The 18,940-nt window shown below is 67.8% G+C and carries 18 protein-coding genes; 12 read left to right on the top strand and 6 right to left on the bottom strand.

What is annotated here, in order from left to right:
* Window positions 1-159 precede the first annotated feature (159 nt).
* The 3 genes from AAG565_RS12440 to AAG565_RS12430 are packed head-to-tail and all read left to right on the top strand — an operon-like array spanning window position 160 to window position 1,160.
* A complete protein-coding gene (locus AAG565_RS12440; RefSeq protein ID WP_348819926.1) occupies window positions 160-417 on the top strand; it encodes a type II toxin-antitoxin system ParD family antitoxin in 258 nt (85 codons plus the stop codon).
* Window positions 414-728: a type II toxin-antitoxin system RelE/ParE family toxin gene (locus tag AAG565_RS12435; protein WP_348819922.1), complete on the top strand. Its 315-nt coding sequence runs from the start codon at window positions 414-416 to the stop codon at window positions 726-728. The genes AAG565_RS12440 and AAG565_RS12435 overlap by 4 nt, the downstream gene beginning before the upstream one ends.
* Before the next feature lie 24 nt (window positions 729-752).
* Window positions 753-1,160, top strand: a complete 408-nt coding sequence (locus AAG565_RS12430; protein ID WP_348819921.1) for a DUF1330 domain-containing protein — start codon at window positions 753-755, stop codon at window positions 1,158-1,160.
* A 55-nt stretch (window positions 1,161-1,215) separates the two neighbouring features.
* Here the strand turns inward: AAG565_RS12430 and AAG565_RS12425 are convergent, their stop codons facing one another.
* Window positions 1,216-2,892: an AMP-binding protein gene (locus tag AAG565_RS12425; RefSeq protein ID WP_348819920.1), complete on the bottom strand. Its 1,677-nt coding sequence runs from the start codon at window positions 2,890-2,892 to the stop codon at window positions 1,216-1,218.
* A gap of 10 nt (window positions 2,893-2,902) precedes the next feature.
* Complete coding sequence (locus AAG565_RS12420; protein WP_348819919.1) at window positions 2,903-3,562, bottom strand: TetR/AcrR family transcriptional regulator; 660 nt, start codon at window positions 3,560-3,562, stop codon at window positions 2,903-2,905.
* Between the two features lie 87 nt (window positions 3,563-3,649).
* Here AAG565_RS12420 and AAG565_RS12415 point away from each other — a divergent pair, with 87 nt between their 5' ends.
* From AAG565_RS12415 to AAG565_RS12385, 7 genes are read left to right on the top strand one after another with little or no spacing between them, the layout of a single operon-like run.
* Complete coding sequence (locus AAG565_RS12415) at window positions 3,650-3,796, top strand: hypothetical protein (RefSeq protein WP_348819918.1); 147 nt, start codon at window positions 3,650-3,652, stop codon at window positions 3,794-3,796.
* 10 nt (window positions 3,797-3,806) lie between these two features.
* Entirely contained in the window at window positions 3,807-5,843 is a 2,037-nt protein-coding gene (locus AAG565_RS12410) for a hypothetical protein (RefSeq protein WP_348819917.1), read from the top strand.
* A 33-nt stretch (window positions 5,844-5,876) separates the two neighbouring features.
* The gene (locus AAG565_RS12405) at window positions 5,877-8,444 is read left to right on the top strand and encodes a DUF1302 family protein (protein ID WP_348819916.1); all 2,568 of its coding nucleotides are present in this window, start codon (window positions 5,877-5,879) and stop codon (window positions 8,442-8,444) included.
* Between the two features lie 14 nt (window positions 8,445-8,458).
* Window positions 8,459-9,814, top strand: a complete 1,356-nt coding sequence (locus tag AAG565_RS12400; RefSeq protein WP_348819915.1) for a DUF1329 domain-containing protein — start codon at window positions 8,459-8,461, stop codon at window positions 9,812-9,814.
* 34 nt (window positions 9,815-9,848) lie between these two features.
* On the top strand, window positions 9,849-10,988 hold the full coding sequence (locus AAG565_RS12395; RefSeq protein WP_348819914.1) for an acyl-CoA dehydrogenase family protein: 1,140 nt from the start codon (window positions 9,849-9,851) through the stop codon (window positions 10,986-10,988).
* Between the two features lie 45 nt (window positions 10,989-11,033).
* The gene (locus tag AAG565_RS12390; RefSeq protein WP_348819913.1) at window positions 11,034-11,252 is read left to right on the top strand and encodes a DUF4266 domain-containing protein; all 219 of its coding nucleotides are present in this window, start codon (window positions 11,034-11,036) and stop codon (window positions 11,250-11,252) included.
* A gap of 1 nt (window position 11,253) precedes the next feature.
* Window positions 11,254-12,423 carry a DUF3570 domain-containing protein gene (locus tag AAG565_RS12385; RefSeq protein WP_348819912.1) on the top strand — a complete coding sequence of 390 codons (1,170 nt, stop codon included), beginning with the start codon at window positions 11,254-11,256 and terminating at the stop codon, window positions 12,421-12,423.
* A 7-nt stretch (window positions 12,424-12,430) separates the two neighbouring features.
* Here AAG565_RS12385 and AAG565_RS12380 read toward each other — a convergent pair whose 3' ends face one another.
* Window positions 12,431-14,149, bottom strand: coding sequence for a potassium/proton antiporter (locus AAG565_RS12380; RefSeq protein WP_348819911.1), 1,719 nt, complete (start codon window positions 14,147-14,149; stop codon window positions 12,431-12,433).
* Window positions 14,150-14,238: 89 nt separating this feature from the next.
* Between AAG565_RS12380 and AAG565_RS12375 the strand changes: the two genes are divergently transcribed.
* Window positions 14,239-14,724 carry a c-type cytochrome gene (locus AAG565_RS12375; protein WP_348819909.1) on the top strand — a complete coding sequence of 162 codons (486 nt, stop codon included), beginning with the start codon at window positions 14,239-14,241 and terminating at the stop codon, window positions 14,722-14,724.
* 262 nt (window positions 14,725-14,986) lie between these two features.
* Window positions 14,987-15,700, top strand: coding sequence for a TorF family putative porin (locus AAG565_RS12370; protein WP_348819908.1), 714 nt, complete (start codon window positions 14,987-14,989; stop codon window positions 15,698-15,700).
* A gap of 44 nt (window positions 15,701-15,744) precedes the next feature.
* On the opposite strand, the gene AAG565_RS12365 is transcribed toward AAG565_RS12370, so the two are convergent.
* The 3 genes from AAG565_RS12365 to AAG565_RS12355 all read right to left on the bottom strand — a co-directional run bounded on the left by AAG565_RS12365 (window position 15,745) and on the right by AAG565_RS12355 (window position 18,899).
* Window positions 15,745-17,253, bottom strand: coding sequence for a YifB family Mg chelatase-like AAA ATPase (locus AAG565_RS12365; RefSeq protein ID WP_348819907.1), 1,509 nt, complete (start codon window positions 17,251-17,253; stop codon window positions 15,745-15,747).
* A 98-nt stretch (window positions 17,254-17,351) separates the two neighbouring features.
* On the bottom strand, window positions 17,352-17,600 hold the full coding sequence (locus AAG565_RS12360; RefSeq protein ID WP_348819906.1) for an accessory factor UbiK family protein: 249 nt from the start codon (window positions 17,598-17,600) through the stop codon (window positions 17,352-17,354).
* 51 nt (window positions 17,601-17,651) lie between these two features.
* Window positions 17,652-18,899, bottom strand: a complete 1,248-nt coding sequence (locus AAG565_RS12355) for a sodium:proton antiporter (protein ID WP_348819904.1) — start codon at window positions 18,897-18,899, stop codon at window positions 17,652-17,654.
* Window positions 18,900-18,940: the final 41 nt, after the last annotated feature.

Raw genomic sequence — 18,940 nt, 5'->3', positions numbered from 1 at the left:
TCATCCTCCGATGATCCCGCCGCCCCGCCGGCCTTTCAGGCTCACTTCACGTTGGAATCACGCACCCCCTTCAGGCTCATGTGTCATTGGAAGAGGCTGCGGGTTGATAATAGTTATGAAAAGGCGCTATTCTCCTGGGCAGCATTGGAGGTCGCGGAAATGATCAGCGCGGACTTGGGTCAACAACTGGAGCGCTTCGTCGCTCGGCTCGTCGAATCGGGACGCTATGGCTCCAAGAGCGAGGTGCTGCGCGAAGGCGTCAGGCTCATCCAGGACCGCGAAGCGCGCCTGGCGGCGCTCGACGCTTCGATTGCGCGCGGACTCGCGGATGCGAAGGCCGGCAGGACCCCGCCGGCCGCGAAGGTGTTTGACCGGCTCGAGGCCAAGTACGCTGCGATGGCGGACAAGAAAGCGTGATCGTTTGCCTCACGGCCGAGGCGGAATCGGATCTCGAAGGGATCGGTGACTACATCGCCCGGGACAATCCGGCGCGTGCGCTGAGCTTCGTCCGCGAACTGCGCGAGAAATGCCTGAACCTGAGCGAGACACCGTTGGCGTTCCCCCTCGTGCCGCGCTACGAAGCGCACGAGGTCAGACGACGCGTGCATGGAAACTACGCGATCTTCTATCGCGTCGAAGCCAAGCGGGTCGTGATTCTGCACATCCTGCACGGCGCGATGGATTACGCCGCCGTCCTGTTTCCTGGCGGCGAGGCTGACCAAGAGTGATCGTGTGCCTGGAGTAGCCCTGCCATGACATCCGTTGACCTGACGCCGGAACGCTTCAAGCACCTGTTCGAGCGCGTGCCTGCGGACACGCCGCTGACGATGCTCAACCTGCTGCGCTTCCGCGAGGTCGCGGCCTATGCGGCGGAGCGCGGATTGCCTGCGTGCACCGGCGCGGCGGCCTATGCCGCGTACTCGCGCGCGGTGCTGCCGCTGCTGCAGCGTGTCGGCGCGCGCGTGGTCTGGAATGGGCGTGCACGGCACACGGTGATCGGCCCCGCCGACGAACAGTGGGACGAGGTGCTGCTGGTCGAGTATCCATCGGTCGCGGCCTTCGCGCAGATGGTGAAGTCGGCGGAGTACCAGGCCATCTACTTTCACCGCGCCGCGGCGCTGCGGGATTCGCGGCTGATCGCGACCGTCGCCGGATCCTGAAACGAAGCGGGGGACCGCGAAGGTCCCCCGTTCTGTTCGCGGGTGAACGCCCGGATCAGCTCTCCCAGATCACCGGCTGGCGCGTCTTGAACCATTGCTCGACCATCGGCTCGTAGCGCTTCTCGATGACGTTGCGCTTGATCTTCATCGTCGGCGTCAGGAAGCCGTTGTCGATGGTCCAGGGTTCCTTGACGACGACGGCGAATTCGAGCTGCTCGTGCGGGTCGAGGCTCTGGTTGACTTCGTCCATCAGCGTCTTGAACTCGGCGTTGATCGCTTCGCGCGCGGCGGCGTCGGCCGCGGCCTTGCGCTGCTCTTCGGACAGCAGGATCAACGCGAAGGTCGCGGGCTGGTTGGCGCCGCCGACGCAGACGACTTCGATCTTGGGGTGCGCGCCGAGCTTGTTCTCGATCGGCACCGGCGCGACGTACTTGCCCTTGCTGGTTTTGAACAGCTCCTTGACGCGGCCGGTGATGCGCAGCCGGCCCTGTTCGTCCACCTCGCCCATGTCGCCGGTCCTGAAGAAGCCGTCCGGCGTGTAGCACTCGGCGGTTTTCTCCGGTTCCTTGTAGTAACCCATCATCTGCGCCGGACTCTTGACCAGCACCTCGCCGGTGTCCGGGTCGATGCGGCACTCGACGCCCGGATTGGGCGGGCCGACGAAGCCGATCTTGGAATCCCCCGGCCGCGTGAAGTGCGAGTAGGCCATGTTCTCGCTCATGCCATAGGCTTCGAGCAGATCGAGGCCCAGCGTGCGGTACCACGCGACGATATTCGGCGGCAGCGGCGCCGCGCCGGTGAAGGCCACGCGCACATGTTCCAGGCCCAGGTTCTCCAGAATCTTGCGCTTGACCTTCTTGCCGAGGAACGGAATGCGGAACAGCTTGTTCTGCTTGTCGAGCGGCATCTTGCCGCAGACGCCCAGATGGAACTTGGTCCACAGGCGCGGTACCGAGAAGAACATCGTCGGTTTGGCGCGGCGCAGGTCGGTGACGAAGGTTTCCAGTGACTCGGCGAAGAACACCTGGAAGCCGTGGTAGGTGGAGTTGTTCTCGACGACCATGCGCTCGGCGACATGCGCCAGCGGCAGGTAGGACAGCATGCGGTCCGCGACCGTCAGCGGGAACAGCGACTGCAGCAGCGTGCCGGCGATGTTGAACGAGCGGAAACTCTGCATCACACCCTTGGGCTGGCCGGTGCTGCCGGAGGTATAGACGATGGTCGCCAGCTCGTCGAAGCCGCGATCCGGGTTCTCCTTCATCGGCTGGGTGCGCGCGACGATCTCGTCCCACTTCTGCCCTTCCGTCTGCGGCGCCAGCGGCAGCGTGATGACGGGCAGCTCCGCGGGCACGCCCGGTTTCATCGACGCCCACTCGTCGAGCTTGCCGACGAACAGCAGCTTCGACTCGCTGTGCTGGAGGATGTAGCGCACGGTCTCGGCATTGAGCGTCGGGTACAGCGGCACGCTGACGTGCCCGGCCATCCAGATCGCCCAGTCGGCCATGATCCAGTGCGCGCTGTTCTTGCCCAGCAGCGCGATCTGGCTGCCGGCCGGGAAGTTCAGGGACTTCAGATGCGCGGCCATGCGCCGCACCTGGTCCATGATCTGCGCCCAGGTGTACTGGACGACCTGGCCGCCGCCGATCGGCTGCGTGAAGTGGATCGCGTCGGGGCGGGTCTTTTCCCAGTGGTACAGGCAAGCCAGCGGCGTGCGCTCCTGCGCTTTGTTCATCGGACTCTCCTCATCGCTTGGGTGAACGCCGGCGCGCGCCTCGGGCCGGCGCGGCGGACTCGACGTAGGGCCTCAGGAAGCCGGTCATCGCGGCGACGGCGGCGTCACGGTAGCCCGGCGTGATCTTGCCATGTTCGAAGAACGACCGGCGGAAGCAGGCGATGCCGATATCGACGACCAGCGTCGTGACGTCGGGCTGCGTCGGCAGCGGGATGTCCGGGCTCCACACCTGCCGACCGAGCTGGCCGAGGCGGCGGTTGGTCTGTTCCTGTGCGCGGAAGCCCTCGTCGGTGACCGCGCCGCCGAGGATCAGCAGGCAGGCAGCGGGATGGCCGTTGTGGAAGCTCACCGCGATATCGACGACCGCTTCGATGCCCTGGCTCCAGCTGAGCGCGCGCAGCTGCTCGGCGCGCGCGAAGAAGCGGTCCTCCAGCTCGGCGAGGTAGCGCAGGACCAGTTCGTTGAGGATCGCGTAGGGCGTCGGGAAGTAGGCATAGACGCTGCCGCGTGTGTAGCCGAGCCGCTCGGCGAGCGACGGGATCGAGAACCCGGCGAGCCCGCGCTCGATCAGCAGCGCTTCGGCTTCGTGCAGGATGCGGTCGAAGCGTTCGCGGGCGCGCTGCTGCGTCGGGTGCCGGGCGATCGCGAGTGGGTCGAGGGCGTCGTTCATGTGTGGCGAGCATAGCGACCGCACCAAAAGTTGACAAATGTCAATTCATCCTTATAGTGACAAATGTCAAATAAATCGGCCTGGTGCGTGGAGCGTAGCGACGCGAACCGGCGCAAGGCGACCGCGTGGGCGCTGTGCGCGTCGCTGCCGCTCAGCGTGTGCGCACACACCTTCACCGCGGTGCTGACCGACGCCGAGTGGCATGCGCTCGTCGAATACCGCAAGACGCTGTGAGGAGATACGGATGATCCGGACACCGAACGTGCTCGTCGTCGCACCCGTCGCACTCGCGCTCTCCGCCTGTGCCGGCGAAGTCACGGAGCGTGCATCGGCTGGCGGCACGACGCCGACGCCCGCTCCGGCGGCGACCGAGTATCCGCTGCTCGGCGGCCCGCGCGGCGGTAATGTCTGGGTGAAGTTCTGCGAGGGCCGCGGCGACGACGCGGCGCTGCCACGCGATCCGCGCGAGCTGCTCGTGCCCGGCGTCAATCAAGGTCGCGCCGTCGCGTTCAACGCGCACTGGCGCAGCTGCGACAATGCCGTGCCACGCCCGACGACCTGCGGCGAGCTGCGCGCACAGGCTGCGCTCGGCGGCCTCGTGGCACATGGCAACGGCGCGGTCGGTTCGCCGGTCAGCTTCGCCGGCGGCCAGGACGTTCCGGGCGGACTGCCGGCCGCGGACTACAACGATCTGTGGCGGGTCTGGGGCCTGCCGGGTCGGCCGGACAATTTCGATGAACTGGTCGCGCAGCGGCACGGCTCGCCGCTGAGCCGCGCGCGCAATCCCTATCCGCTGCCGGGCGAGGATCCCAATGCCACGGACGGCGGCTCCGGCCAGCTGCCGCTGGCCTATACGCAGATCCGCCGACCCGACGGCCGCTGGACCGGTGAGATCGGCACCAAGGTCTGCGTGTTCTGCCACAACGGCCAGATCGACACCGCCGACGGCCGTCTCGGTCCGCTGCTCGGCGGTGCCGGCAGCATCGGCGATTTCGCCGTCGCCGGCAGCGATTTCGCCAAGGCCAACAGCAGCGGCGGCACGCCGGCCGACGCCACGCAGCTGATCACGATCTCGACCAATCGCGGCACCGGCGCAATCGACTTCTTCCAGCTCGCTTTCGTGCTGTTCAGCGGCGGCAACCCGCAACTGCTGCTCAACGACAAGATCGTGGCGAGTCAGGCGATCGGCAACATCAAGAGCCCGCCGTGGTGGAACCTCGCCTACCGCGCGCAGAAATTCCACGGCGCGGTGCTGCCGACGGATTCGTCGCGCATCGACCTCGCCGCCTACTACGATCTCGCGCGCAGCCTGTCGGGTGACGATGCCGGCGCGCTGGCCTGGATGGACGCGCATGCCGGCCCTTTCCAGACCTGGGCGGAGACGCTCGCGCCGCCGCCGTATCCCGGCCCGATCGACACGCAGCTGGCCGAGGCGGGCGCGATCCTGTTCCACGCCAAAGACCTGTGGGCGCCGGGTCTGGACAATCCGGCGCCGCGCCCGGACGCCGGCAACGGTTCCTGCGCGTCCTGTCACGGCGCCTACTCGCCGCGCTACATCCACGATCCGGCCTTCCTCGAAACGCCGGAACTCGGCGGACTGGCCGCGTACACGGTGCCGATGTCGGTGATCCGCACCGATCCGGTCTATGCCGAAGCGATGCAGAGCATGCGCAACCGCGACGGCAGCATGCCGGCGGCGACGATGGGCCAGAACGTCCTCTACTGCGGCATCGGCCGGGCCGGCGAAACGGAGAATCTGACGCCGATCCTGCTGGCGCCGCCGCTGTGGGGCATCTGGGCTGCCGCGCCGTATCTGCACAACGGCGCTCTGCCGAACATCTGGGGCGTGCTCGATCCGGCGCGCGAGCGGCCGAAGATCTGGCGGCGCGTGTCCACACCGGCGCGGCCGGACCAGCAGGGTCTGGTGGTGATGGGCTACGACACGAGCTTCGAGCGTGCCTACGACACCGCGAAACTCGGCTGGAAATACGAGGAACTGGCCTGCGGCGATCCCGGCACGGGCGCGTACACCGCCTGCGATCCGATGGACCAGAGCCGGCCCTCGACCGCGCAGTACGCGCTGGGTCTGCTGTACGAGAACATCGGCCTGCTGTGGAACCTGCCGCGGCTCGAAGGTCTGCGGATGAACCAGCAGGACATCGAGAACCGCAAGGTGTTCAACACCTATCTCTACAGCCAGGGCAATCAGGGCCACGACTTCACCGCCGTGCTGACCGACGCGGAGCGGCGTGCGCTGATCGAATACCTGAAGACGCTGTGAGGGCTTGATCGCGCGACGTCGGGGGAGACGACGATGAACCGCAGGACATGGGCGGTGTGGTTCGCCGCTGGATGGGCATCGCTGTGCGCTCAGCCTGTGCAGGCTTTGACCTTCGAGCTGCCGGCCTGGAGCGGGCAGCCGTTCGAGGGCGTGCTCAACACGACGCTGACCGCCGGCGCCGCGTGGCGCATGGAGTCGCGCGCCGACGATCTGGTCGGCAAATCCAACCTGGACCCCGACCTGTGCGGGCGCGAGAACGGTCGCCTGCGCTGGCAGGGCTGCCAGGGCCTGTTCCGCGACCAGGTGTTCACGGCCGAGCGGCTGGTCAGTGCGCCGGGCCAGTTCTCGATGAACGGCGACGACGGCAATCTCAATTACGACCGCCACGACCTCACGCAGGCACCGTTGAAGCTCACCTCGGACCTCACGCTCGGCCTGGGCAACTTTGGCCTGTTCGTGCGCGGGCTGTATTTCCACGACTTCGTCAACCGCCGCTTCACCGAATTCCATCCGAACGAGATCAACTCGGCGAACGCGCTCGATGTCGCCAACGTCTCGCTGCCGGGCACCGAGGTGATCAGCGACCCGGCCGACCTGCTGGGCCTGCCGATCGATGTCCTGGCGCTGATCCCGGGCGCAGCGCTGCCGGTCGGCACGGTGCCGGTCGGTCTGGTGCGCGTCGATTCCAAGCCCTGTCCGCCGCAGCGCAATCCGGACGACCAGCCATGCGGCCTGGTCTACAGCCGCGGCGGGCCGGTGCAGGCCAAGCGCCGTGATCGCGAGACGCTGCGCCAGATCGGCGCTGATTTTCAGCTGCTGGATGCGCTGTTCTATGGGTCGTTCCAGCTGCCGGGCGAGCGCGAGCTCACCGTCAAGCTCGGCCGCCAGCTGGTCAGCTGGGGAGAATCGACCGTGCTGGTCTTCGATTCGATCAACCAGGCCAACCCCGCCGACGCCAACAACCTGCTGCGGGTCGGTGCACAGATCGAGGAAGTGTTCACGCCGGTGGCGATGGCCTTCGCGTCGGCGACGGTGCTCGACTCGACGACGCTGGAGGGCTTCTACCAGCTCGAATGGCAGCCATCGGTGGCGCCGGCGCCCGGCTCTTTCTACTCCTTCGCCGACATCGGCACGAACGACGCGGGGCGCGACGTGCTGACCCTGGGCTTCGGCAGCCTGCCCGACGACCCCGAGCGGCTCGGCTACCTGATCGACAACCCGCTGTCGGGGACGACCAACACCTCGATCGGTTTCGTGCGCGAACGCGACCGCGAACCCGGCTGGAAAGGCCAGTACGGCATCGGCCTGAAGTACTACGCCGAGTGGCTCAATTCCGGCACCGAGTTCGGCCTGTTCTTCATGCACTACCACTCGCGGCTGCCGTTCGTCAGCGTGTTCTCGGTGCCCGAAGCCTGCGGCAAGCACGCGACCGACACCGTGAGCTTCACGCAGGCCTGCATCGACGTGCCGCTGTACCACGCGCTGACGGCGCCCAATGATCCCGAGGGCGCGACCGACGCGGCGATTGACTTCGACGCGATCCGAGTGCAGCTCGAATACCCGCGCAACATCCGCATGTTCGGGCTGTCGTTCAACACCACCTTCGGCGATTTCGCGCTGCAGGGTGAGGTGGCCTACCGGCCGGACGCGCCGATGCAGGTCGATCTGGAGGATCTGGCCTTCGCCGCCTACGGGCCGTCGGCGACCAACTGTCACCTGCCGCAGACCGGCTGCTCCGGCTCGGGAATCATTCCCAACGCCGCGAAGCTGCCGGACGGATCGAACACGCTCGACAGCGGGCAGTTCTACGCGGCCAGCGATTTCGTCGTCGATGCCAGCGGCACGCCCGGTGCGTTCAACGACACCTTCGATCTGTTCTATGGCCACGCCGCCGGTGCCGGCCGCTATTTTCCGTCGTTCATCGTGCCGTATCGCGGCGGGACGCTCGGCCTGAACCCGCCCAATGCCTACATCCGCGGCTGGGAGACCTTCGACAGCTACCAGTTCAACCTCGGCGGCACCTATCTGATGGGCGCGACCGAATGGGTGTCGCGGCTGCTGTTCGCCGACCAGGTGATCTGGCTGTTCGAGAGCGGCGCGACCTGGGTACCCGGCCTGCCGGCGCTCGACGAGCTGCAGCTCGAAGCGCCGGGTACCTACCTGCACGCCAGCGCCGGCGCCGACGGCAGCGGCGCGTACTGGACCGATGCGGCCGCGCAGCGCCAGGCCTGCTCGACCAACATCGCCTGCTCCTACGGTCCCGACGGCATCCGCTTCAATCCGCACCAGGAAGATCTCGACCTGTATCCGGACCGGCTGTCCTGGGGCTACGACATGATCGCGATCATCAGCTACGAGTCGGTGCTGCCCGGCATCAGCCTGCGCCCGACGATCCTGTGGAAGCACGACGTGAAAGGCACCGCGCCGGGACTGGCCAGCAACTTCGTGCAGGGGCGCATGCTCGCCGACGTGAACCTGGAGATCCGCTACAAGGCCAGCCTGTCGCTGAACCTCGGCTACAACCTGCAGGCCGGTGGCGGCAGGGCCAACCTGTGGCGCGACCGCGACACCGCGCGCGCCTTCATCAAGTATCAGTTTTGACCGGGAGAATCACCGTGCGCTTCAAGCCGCAGTCGTGTTTGCTGTTCGCCGCTCTGCTCGGGCTGGCGTGCCCCGTGCACGCGAAAGTGTCGGCCGACGAAGCGGCGCGCCTGGGCAAGGACCTTACGCCGGTCGGCGCCGAGCGGGCCGGCAATGCCAGCGGCTCGGTGCCGCCGTGGACGCCGGCGCCGCGGCGCGGCGCACTGACCGGCGAGTATCCGGCGGACCCGATGATCGATGCGGAACAGCCGCTGTTCACGATCACCCGGGCGAACATGGCGCAGTACGCCGACCAGCTGACCGAGGGCCACAAGCAGCTGCTGTCGTCGTACGACAGCTATCGGATGAACGTCTATCCGAGCCATCGCGTGGTCTCGTTTCCGCAGTTCATCTATGACGCGACGATCGCCAACGCGACCCGCTGCGAACTGATCGGCACCGACAGCCCGGACAATTGCAGGCAGGGCTTCACCTTCCCGATCCCGAAGAGCGGCGCCGAAGTGATCTGGAATCACCGCGTGCGCTATCGCGGCGACGGCGCGCGCCGCTACAACAACCAGATGATCGTGCAGGCCAATGGCGACTTCCAGCTGACCAAGATCGTCGAGGAGGTGAACTTCTACTACGCGACCGACAAGGACCCGGTGCCTTTGACCCGGGACAGCGGTCTGTTCCTCAAGTACTTCTCCAAGACCATCGCGCCGCCGCGCCTGGCCGGCACGATGATCCTCGTGCACGAGAAGGCCGGCACCGGCGGCGAGGGCCGCGCGGCGTGGCTGTACTCGCCGGCGCTCAAGCGCATCCGCCGCGCACCGACGGTGTGCTGTGACAACCCCTATGAGGGCACCGACGGTCACCAGTTCTACGACCAGGTGGACATGTTCAACGGCGTGATGGACCGCTTCGACTGGAAGCTGCTCGGCAAGAAGGAGATGATCGTTCCGTACAACGCCCACCTGATCGGCGGCCCGAAGGTGAAGTTCAGAGACCTCGCGCGGCCCAAGCATCTCAACCAGGACCTGCCGCGCTACGAGCTGCACCGCGTCTGGATCGTCGAGGCCGGCATCCGCCCGGGCACCAACCACACCTTCCACAAGCGCCGCTTCTACATCGACGAGGACAGCTGGTATCCGGCGGCGATCGACAACTACGACAGCCGCGGTGGTCTCTACCAGTTCCAGGAAGGGCATACGGTGTTCGTGCCCAACGTGCAGTCGGTCGGCGGCGTGCCCGAGGTGATCTACCACTTCAACTCCGGCCGCTACTTCGTCACGGCGATGGCCAACGAGGACAAGCCCAACGACTTTTCCGTGCGCTTCCCCGACGAGTACTTCGAGGCGGCGTCGGTGCAAAAGAAATCGCTCAAGTAGCGCCACCCGACACGACCACCGGCACCCGACCGTCATGCAAAGAAAGCCCCTGTCTGCCGAGATGGAACTGTTCCGTGATTCGGCGCGCAAGTTCTTCCGGACCGAGATCCGTCCGCATTCCGAACGCTGGCGCGAGGCGGGCATCGTCGATCGCGAGGCCTTCCTCAAGGCCGGTGCCGCCGGCTTCCTGTGCATGTGGGCCGACGAGCGCTACGGCGGCCTGGGGATCAAGGACTTCCGCTACGAGCAGATCCTGATCGAGGAGAACGTCCATCACGGCGATCCCGGCTTCTTCATGTCGGTGCACAGCCGCCTGATCGCGCCGTATCTCGGCACCTTCGGTACGGACGAGCAGAAGCGGCGCTATTTCCCGGACATCATCAGTGGCCGCAAGATTCTCGCGGTGGCGATGACCGAGCCGGATGCCGGGTCCGATCTCGCGGGGATGCGGACGCACGCGGTCGATCGCGGCGACCACTGGCTGCTCAACGGCGCCAAGACCTACATCTCCAATGGCATCCTCAGCGACCTGGTGTTCGTCGCGGCGCGCACCGACGCCAGCAATCCGCATGGCATCACGCTGTTCATCGTCGAGCGTGGCATGGAGGGCTTCGAGCGCGGCCGCAACCTGAAGAAGATGGGCCTGAAGTCGCAGGATACCGCCGAGCTGTTCTTCCGCGATGTGCGCGTGCCCAAGGAGAACGTGCTCGGCCAGGTGAACAAGGGCTTCTATCACCTGATGCATGCGCTGGCCGAGGAGCGCCTGATGTCCGCGGCCGGCAACGTCGCGGCGGCCCGCGCGGCCGTGGACGTCACCGCGGAGTTCGTGCGCAACCGCAAGGTGTTCGGCAAGCCGCTGAGCAAGATGCAGAACACGCGCTTCAAGCTGGCTGCGCTGGACGCCGAGATCGAGATCGCGCAGACCTTCGTCGATCGCTGCGTCGAGGTGCACAACGAGGGCAGGCTGTCCGCCGAGGACGCGGCGCGCGCCAAGCTGTTCGCCAGCGAAGTCTATGGACGTGCCGTGGACGAGGGCGTGCAGCTGCATGGCGGCGCCGGCTACATGGACGAGTATCCGATCTGCCGCATGTACCAGGACGAGCGCATCAACCGCATCTTCGCCGGCACCTCGGAGATCATGAAGGAGATCATCGCGCGCTCGATTCTGGATTAGCATGCGGGCGCGGTGCGGAAGTTCGACTGCAGACGGGGAGAGTCGATGAACAAGGTGGTCCGGTGCGCGAGCCTCGTGCTGCTCGCGGCGATGTGCACGGCCTGTGCGACGGTGCAGCCCTGGCAGCGCGGCGATCTGGCGCGCGCGGAAATGGCCTTCGAGCCCGATCCGGTGCTGTCGTCCTATCGCCGGCACGTCGAGTTCAGCAAGGAAGCGGCCAGCGGCGGCGCCTCGCTGGGCGGCGGCGGCTGCGGGTGCAACTGACATGACCACACCGACCAGACCTTCGCTGTCCGCACTCACCGCCGCGGCCCTGGCGCTGCCGGGCCTCGCGCAGGCCGACGTGCAGACCGATTACCTGTATTCGCACTACCAGGAAGCCGATCTGCCATCCGGCCGCGCCGCCAGCGGGCGGAGTTCGGAGCGCTACACGATCGACTCGCACCTGTTCCGCGTCGTCGCGCCCTTCGGCGAGCAGACGCTCAGCGTCAATGCGACCTACGAAACCATGAGCGGCGCCTCGCCCTGGTGGGTGCAGCCGGATGCGGACGGACGACCCGTGCAGGTGATGAGCGGCGCGAGCATCGAGGAGGAACGCGCCGACGTGCAGGCGTCCTGGAGCCTGCCGTTCGCGGATCTCGACTGGAGCGCCTCGCTCGGCTACTCGACCGAGGACGACTACGAGGCCATCAACGGCGGCATCGAGTCCGCGTACACGCCGCCGCACGGCCAGTACACGGTCAGCGGCGGTCTGGGCTACTCCTACGACCGGCTCGATCCGGTGGTCGGTGCCAGCAGCACCGACGTGATCGACACGGCGGACAAGGACAGTGTCAGCGCCTACGGCGGCGTGTCGTGGATCGTCGATGCGCAGACCGTGCTGCAGACGGCGCTGAGCTACACGCTGCACGACGGCTACCTGAGCGATCCGTACAAGCGCGCGTTCATCGTCGAAGACGCCGGCACGGTGCGCGACGCGCGGCCCGACCGCCGCGCACTGTGGGCGCTGAGTGCGCGGCTGCGTCACTACGTCGGCGCACTGGGTGGCGCACTGCACGTCGATTACCGCTATTTCCACGACGACTGGAAGATCGAGGCGCACACGCTGGAAGTCGCCTGGAACCAGGTCATCGCCGACAGCTGGCGCCTCACGCCGGCGCTGCGCTGGTACAGCCAGTCGCAGGCCTACTTCTACGCGCCGTATTACGCCAGTGCGCGCGGCGACGGGCTCGCGTCCAGCGATTACCGGCTGTCGCCCTACGGCGCGCTGTCGCTGCGCGTCGATCTGCGCAAGGCGCTCGGCGACTGGGAACTGGGCGCCGGTGCCGAGTGGTACGACGCCAGCGCCGGCTACGCGATCGGCTCGGTGGATGTCGCCAACCCCGGCCTGGTCGATTACCTCGTGCTGAATCTGCGGCTGGCGCGCCGCTTCTGAGCGGGCCTCAGTCGCGTGGCAGGCGCAGGCCGAGATCGACCGGGCGATCGCCCTCGACCTTGCGTACGACCAGTTCCAGCTCGCCCAGGCGCAGGCGGTCGCCGACCACCGGGTGCGGCAGATGGCGCTGCACGACGTCGCCCAGCGTCCGGCCGCTGCTGTCGGGCGGCGGCGCGAGTCCGTAAGCCGCACACAGCTCCTCGATCGACGCGCTGCCGCTGACGATGAACTCGCCGAAGTAGCGTCGCGCGCTGGCGCTGTCCGGCTGCTGTGCCGATTCGAACAGGCGGTCCAGCGCCGGCAGCTGGGACTGCGCGGTCAGCAGCGAGACATAGTCGCCGGCGCGCAGCGCGCCCCATTCGCGGTAGCCGAGCATGCGGCCGCCACGCGAAATGCAGATCACGCGCGCGAGTTCGGGCAGGTTCAGATCCTTGGCGCGCAGGCCGACGAGGCCGCTGTTATGCGCGAGCCGGTAGCTGACGACCTCGAAGCCGCTCTGGCCCGGCAGGTCGATATCGACGCGATGCACGCGCGCCGAGGTCGCCGGCACCTGCAGGCCGAGCAGGCTCGCCATCGGCGCGACCGTCGTGCCCTGTACCAGCAGCGACACCAGCACGATGAAGAAGGCGATATCGAAGAACAACTCGGCCTGGTCCAGTCCCGCCAGCCACGGGTAGGTGGCGAGCACGATCGGCACCGAGCCGCGCAGCCCGACCCAGGCGATGTAGAGCTTCTCGCGCCACGGGAAGCGGAACGGCAGCAGGCTGATCCACACCGCCAGCGGCCGTGCGCCGACGATCAGCGCGGCGGAGATCAGCAGCCCCGGTTCGACCAGCGGCAGCAGCTTGCTGGGCGCCACCAGCAGGCCGAGGATCACGAACATGCCGATCTGGCTCATCCAGGCGATGCCGTCGTGGAAACGGCGGATCGCCGCCGCGGCGCGCACCGGGCGGTTGCCGAGGATCAGCCCGGCCAGATAGACGGCGAGAAAGCCGCTGCCGCCGGCCAGGGCGGTCAGGCCGAAGACCAGCAGGCCGCCGAACAGGGCCAGCAGCGGATACAGCGAGTCGGCCAGCGGCAGGCGGTCGAGCGCGCGCACCAGCAGCAGCCCGCCGGAGAGCCCGGTCGCCGCGCCGATGGCGAACTGCTGCACGAACATCCAGACCGCGGCGCCGGCGCCGAAGTCCGCGGGCGTCTGCAGGTAGAGGATCAGTGCCAGCGTCAGGAATACCGCCATCGGGTCGTTGGTGCCGGACTCGATCTCCAGTGCAGCGCTGACGCGCTGGTTGAGCGACACCGCGCGCGTGTGCAGCAGCGAAAACACCGCGGCGGCGTCGGTCGATCCGACGATCGCGCCGATCAGCAGACCCTCGGCCAGACTCAGGTCCAGCAGCCAGGCGCTGAAGGCGCCGGTGATGCCGGCGGTGACGAGCACGCCGACCGTCGCCAGGCTCAGCGCCGGCTTGAGGCCGACGCGGAAACTATCGAAGCGTGTGCGCATGCCGCCGTCGAACAGCACGACGGCCAGTGCGGCCGTTGCCGCCAGATTGGCGAGCGGATAGTTGTCGAACGCGATGCCGCCGGGGCCGTCCTGGCCGGCCAGCATGCCGATCAGCAGGAACACCAGCAGCAGGGGGATGCCCAGGCGCGGCGTGATGACCGTCGCCAGGATGCTGACCAGGAACAGCAGGCCGGCGAGCGCGATCAGCTGGTTGGTGAAGTCCATTGCCGAGAGTGTAGCGGGCGCCTATGCGCTGGCAGGTGCCGCGGCTATACTTTGCCGCCGCTCACGGCGGGCGTCCCAAGGAGTTTTCGGTGGAACACAAGGACCACGACAAGGTCTTCTTCGCCAATTTCGGCAAGGTCATGGCCGGGCTGTTCGGCATCTTCTTCGTCTGCATCGTCGCCGCGGCGATCGTCAGCGGCCACGACAAGAAGGCCGATCCCGATGCGCTGGCGCGCATCGACGAGCGCACCCGGCCGGTGGGGCAGGTGGTCACCGACCCGGCGGCGCTGATCAAGGTCGCGGCCGCGGCGCCGGCGCGCGAGCCGATGAGCGGCGAACAGGTCAACGGCAAGCTCTGCGCCGGCTGCCACGGCGCCGGCGTGCTCGGCGCGCCCAAGGCCGGCGACAAGGCGGCCTGGTCGGCCCGCCTGAGCGCCGCCGGTGGCGTCAACGGCCTGGTCACGCATGCGATCCAGGGCAAGAACGCGATGCCGCCCAAGGGCGGCGATCCGAGCCTCAGCGACGACGAGATCCGCGCCGCGGTGGAGTTCCTGCTCAAGCAGGCGGGCGTCTGATCGCTCGGGATTCCCGTCGTTCGAGAGAAAAGGCCGGCTCTGCCGGCCTTTTTCGTTGGTGTGGGTGTTCGCCGCACGCGCTGCATTGGGGCGCGCCGCGCAGTGGCGGGCACCCGCGGTGCGTGTCTGCACCGATGTGGGGCATCGCGTGCGAGGGTGTGACCGCCGCCGGTGGCATGGGGCTTGCGTTCAAGGCTCCGGGCCGCGGCAGTCCGTGAGTGCCGACCGCGGATTCATCCAGAACTTTGAGAGAGGCAATCCGATGACATTCAAGCGTTCGGTGTGGGGCACGGCGGTGTTGGGTGCGGCCCTGTTTTCGGGCAGCGCGGCGGCCGGCGTCAGCGTCAATGTGGGGGCGGTCAGTGAGTACATGTTCCGCGGCATCGCGCAGACCGGCGGCGCGGCCGTGCAGGGCGGCATCGACTACGCGCACGACTCGGGCGTGTATTTCGGCACCTGGGCGTCGAACATCGGCTTCGGCGGTGGCACCGAACAGGATCTGTATGTCGGCTTCTCCAAGGCGTTCGGCGACGTCTCCTTCGACGTGCACAGCACCTACTACTGGTATCCCGAGGAAGACGAGGACGGCTCCGATCTGAGCACGCTCGAGTTCGCCGTCGGCGTCGGCTATGGCCCGGTGAGCCTGAGCTATGCGTATGCGCCGGAGAACAATTTCTTCATCGGCGACGGTGACGGCAAGGAGGCCGGCTATCTGTCCCTGTCCGGTTCGTTCCCGATCACCGACAAGCTGTCGTTCGACGCTTCGGTGGGCTATTACCACGGCAAGGAGATCGAGCGCTTCCTCGCCGGCATCGGCAGTTCCGACGACACCTACATGGATTACATGCTCGGCCTGTCGGCGACGCTCGACGGCGGCTTCACGATGAGCCTGCAGTACATCGCCACCGACATCGATGCCGGGACCAACGACGATCCGAAGTTCGTCGTCGGTCTGAAGAAGTCCTTCGATCTGTAAGCGGTATCGCAGCCGTTCCACGGGGCCGCGCGAGCGGCCCTTTCTTATTGCGGACTGCGGTCCAGTTCGCGATAGCGCAGCGCCTCGGCGGCGTGGGCGGCGCCGATGTCCTGCGCCCCTTCGAGATCGGCCAGCGTGCGCGCGACGCGCAGGCAGCGATGGTACGAACGCGCGGTCAGCAGGTGGCGCGCCAGCGCCGACTGCAGCAGATTCTCGGCCTCGGCGGCCGGGCGCGCATGGGTTTCGAGCGCGCGCCCGTGCAGTGCGGCATTGGTCGTGTGCTGGCGCTGGTGCTGGAGCGCGCGGGCCTGCACGACGCGCGCCCGGACGGCGGCGCTCGATTCGGCCGGCGCGGCATCGCCACGCAGGGTTTCCGCGGCGACGCGCGGCACGAAGATCTGCAGGTCGATGCGGTCGAGCAGCGGCCCCGACACCTTGGCGCGATAGCGCAGCACCTGGTCGGGCGTGCAGCGGCACTTGCCGGAGACGTCGCCGAGCCAGCCGCAGGGGCAGGGATTCATCGCCGCGACGAGCTGGAAGCGCGCGGGGAAATCGACCTGGCGTGCCGCGCGCGACACCGTGATCTGGCCGCTCTCCAGCGGTTCGCGCAGCACCTCCAGCGAGCGGCGCTCGAACTCGGTGAGTTCGTCGAGGAACAGCACGCCGTGATGGGCCAACGTGATCTCGCCGGGACGCGGGCTGCTGCCGCCACCGACGAGCGCGACGCCGGAACAGGAATGATGCGGTGCGCGGAACGGGCGCCGCCCCCAGTCGCGCGCGTCGAAGCCGCCGCGGCCGATCGACGCGACGGCCGCGACTTCGAGCGCCTCGTCGCCGGTCAGCGGCGGCAGGATGCCGGGCAGGCGCCTGGCGAGCATCGACTTGCCCGCGCCGGGCGGGCCGACCAGCAGCAGCGAATGGCCGCCGGCGGCGGCGATTTCCAGCGCGCGCCGTGCCTGCGCCTGGCCGCGCACGTCGGCGAGATCCAGTTCCGGTTCAGCGGTCTGCGGCTGCGGCGCGGACCTCACGGGGGTGAGCGCGCCGGCGTGCAGGTCCGCACACAGCGCGCCCAGATGGCGGGCGGCGAGGATGCGCGCGCCGGGTGCGAGGCAGGCTTCGCCGGTGTTCGCCGCCGGCACCAGCAGCGCGCGACCGGCCTGCGCGGACTTGAGCGCGGCCGGCAGCGTGCCGGGCACGGTGCGCACGTCGCCGGACAGCGACAGTTCGCCGAGCACCTCGACGCCGTCGAGCCGCTGCAGCGGAATCTGCTCCGATGCGGCGAGGATGCCCAGCGCGATGGCGAGGTCGAAGCGCGTGCCGTCCTTGGGCAGATCGGCCGGGGCGAGATTGCAGGTGATGCGCTGGACCGGGAAGCGGTAGCCGCAGGTGGCGATCGCCGCCTTGACCCGATCCTTGGCTTCGCGCACCGCGGCCTCGGGCAGTCCGACGATGTTCAGGCCCGGCAGGCCCGGCGCGAGGTGCACCTCGACGGTGACCAGGTCCGCGTCGAGTCCGTTCTGCGCACGCGACAGCAGGGTCGCGAGCTGGGCCATGCCGTTCTCCCGCCGCCGTTTCTCGTGTACGAGCCGCAGCTTCGGCAAACGGCGCAGGCGCCGTCAACCGGACGTGCCGGCGAATCGAGACGGGTGTCTCAGCGGATGCCCAGCTTCTGTTCCAGCTCGGCCAGCCGTCGTTCCATCGCGGCGAGCCTGGCCTGGGTGCGTGCCAGCAGCTCCGCCTGGGTGTCGAAGCGCTCGCGTGACACCAGGTCCCATTTTTCCAGGTTGGCGCGCAACACCGCGCGGAAGTTGTCCTCCAGCTCGCGGCGCAGGCCGTTCAGGCCCGGGGGCAGCAGCCGGGACAGCTTGGCGGCGAGATCTTCGAGCTGGCGGGTGTCCATGACGTGCAGTGTCGAGGCTGGAGCCGTGCCGAATCAAGCGCGTGCCGGCCTTCAGTCCTGCCAGTCCTCGACCAGCACGCCGAGCTTGCCGGCCAGCCACGGCGTCGTCGTCGCCTGGATCAGGATGGTCATCAGGATGGCGATGAAGGTGACGGAGGCGACGATCTCGGCGCCCGGTGCCTTCATGCCGACCAGCAGGCCGGCGAGAGCCGCGGGGATCACGCCGGTCTCGCGCGTCCAGCACATGAACAGGCGCTCCTTGAGGCTCCAGCGCGCGCGCCGGTCGGGCAGCGTGCAGACGAACACCGTCAGCGGGCGGGCCACGAACATGAAGACCAGCACCAGCAGCATGCCCTGCAGCCAGTACTTCTGCATCAGCCCGAAATCGACCTGCGAGCCGAGCAGCACGAAGATCATCAGGCGCATGATCAGCGCCATCTCGGCGACGAAGTGCTCCATCTTCTCCGACTCCGCCGGCGCCATGCGGAAGCCGAAGCTCTCCTTGTTGCCGACCAGCATGCCGAACACGAACACCGCCATGAAGCCGGAGGCATGGTAGTTGTCGGCGGCCAGGTAGGCGCCGGCGACTGCCATCAGCGTGACGACCGGGCCGAACTCGCCGAGGAAGGCGTAGCGTTCGTGGCCGATCAGCAGCGCGGCGCCGTAGCCGACCACGCCGCCGATGAGGATGCCCAGGCTGGCCTGCTTGAGCAGTTCGAGCAGCGAGCCGGACAGCGAGAACTCGCCCTGGCCGAGCGCGATCGCGAGCACGGTGAAGGTGACGATCGCGCCGGTGGCGTCGTTGAACGCGCTCTCCGACATGATCGTCTGCGAGATGCGTTCCTTGATCGGGATCTGCTTGAAGATCGGCACCAGCGTCGCCGGGTCGGTCGAGGCGGTGGCGGCGCCGACCAGTGCGGCGACGATCAGCGGCAGGCCCATGATCAGGTGCGCGGCCGTGGCGGTGATCGCCGCGGTGATCAGCACGCCGAGCGTGGCGATCACCGCGATCGTCACCCAGACCTCCTTGAGCACGCGGAAGCGCAGCGAGGCGCCGCCGTCGAACAGGATGTAGCAGGAACCGAAGATCAGGATGATCTGGTTGAGGCCGCTGTCGGCGCGGATGTCGATCAGGCCCAGGACCTCCGGTCCGAGGGCGATGCCCACCAGCAGGAAGATCGCCACGTCGGGCACGCGCAGGCGCTTGGCGAGCACGCCGCCGAGGGTGCCGGCGGCCAGGATGATGCCAAAGGCGTGCAGCAGCTCCTTGGCCGCCAGCAGGGAGGGCGAGGATTCCATCTTCGGGACGCCTGGCGCGCGAGGCGCCTGTCGGGGGGTGC

Origin of the sequence: Fontimonas sp. SYSU GA230001, from assembly GCF_040066175.1 — a bacterium.
Lineage (GTDB): Bacteria > Pseudomonadota > Gammaproteobacteria > Nevskiales > Nevskiaceae > Solimonas.
Note: the sequence above shows the minus strand (reverse complement) of the source record. Positions and strands in the feature narration are given on the sequence as shown.

Excerpts from the sequence above, each read along its gene's own strand:
- AAG565_RS12440 (WP_348819926.1), top strand. The coding sequence starts at position 160 with ATGATCAGCGCGGACTTGGGTCAACAACTGGAGCGCTTCGTCGCTCGG.
- AAG565_RS12430 (WP_348819921.1), top strand. The coding sequence starts at position 753 with ATGACATCCGTTGACCTGACGCCGGAACGCTTCAAGCACCTGTTCGAG.
- AAG565_RS12425 (WP_348819920.1), bottom strand. The coding sequence starts at position 2,892 with ATGAACAAAGCGCAGGAGCGCACGCCGCTGGCTTGCCTGTACCACTGG.
- AAG565_RS12420 (WP_348819919.1), bottom strand. The coding sequence starts at position 3,562 with ATGAACGACGCCCTCGACCCACTCGCGATCGCCCGGCACCCGACGCAG.
- AAG565_RS12410 (WP_348819917.1), top strand. The coding sequence starts at position 3,807 with ATGATCCGGACACCGAACGTGCTCGTCGTCGCACCCGTCGCACTCGCG.
- AAG565_RS12405 (WP_348819916.1), top strand. The coding sequence starts at position 5,877 with ATGAACCGCAGGACATGGGCGGTGTGGTTCGCCGCTGGATGGGCATCG.
- AAG565_RS12395 (WP_348819914.1), top strand. The coding sequence starts at position 9,849 with ATGCAAAGAAAGCCCCTGTCTGCCGAGATGGAACTGTTCCGTGATTCG.
- AAG565_RS12390 (WP_348819913.1), top strand. The coding sequence starts at position 11,034 with ATGAACAAGGTGGTCCGGTGCGCGAGCCTCGTGCTGCTCGCGGCGATG.
- AAG565_RS12385 (WP_348819912.1), top strand. The coding sequence starts at position 11,254 with ATGACCACACCGACCAGACCTTCGCTGTCCGCACTCACCGCCGCGGCC.
- AAG565_RS12380 (WP_348819911.1), bottom strand. The coding sequence starts at position 14,149 with ATGGACTTCACCAACCAGCTGATCGCGCTCGCCGGCCTGCTGTTCCTG.
- AAG565_RS12370 (WP_348819908.1), top strand. The coding sequence starts at position 14,987 with ATGACATTCAAGCGTTCGGTGTGGGGCACGGCGGTGTTGGGTGCGGCC.
- AAG565_RS12365 (WP_348819907.1), bottom strand. The coding sequence starts at position 17,253 with ATGGCCCAGCTCGCGACCCTGCTGTCGCGTGCGCAGAACGGACTCGAC.
- AAG565_RS12360 (WP_348819906.1), bottom strand. The coding sequence starts at position 17,600 with ATGGACACCCGCCAGCTCGAAGATCTCGCCGCCAAGCTGTCCCGGCTG.
- AAG565_RS12355 (WP_348819904.1), bottom strand. The coding sequence starts at position 18,899 with ATGGAATCCTCGCCCTCCCTGCTGGCGGCCAAGGAGCTGCTGCACGCC.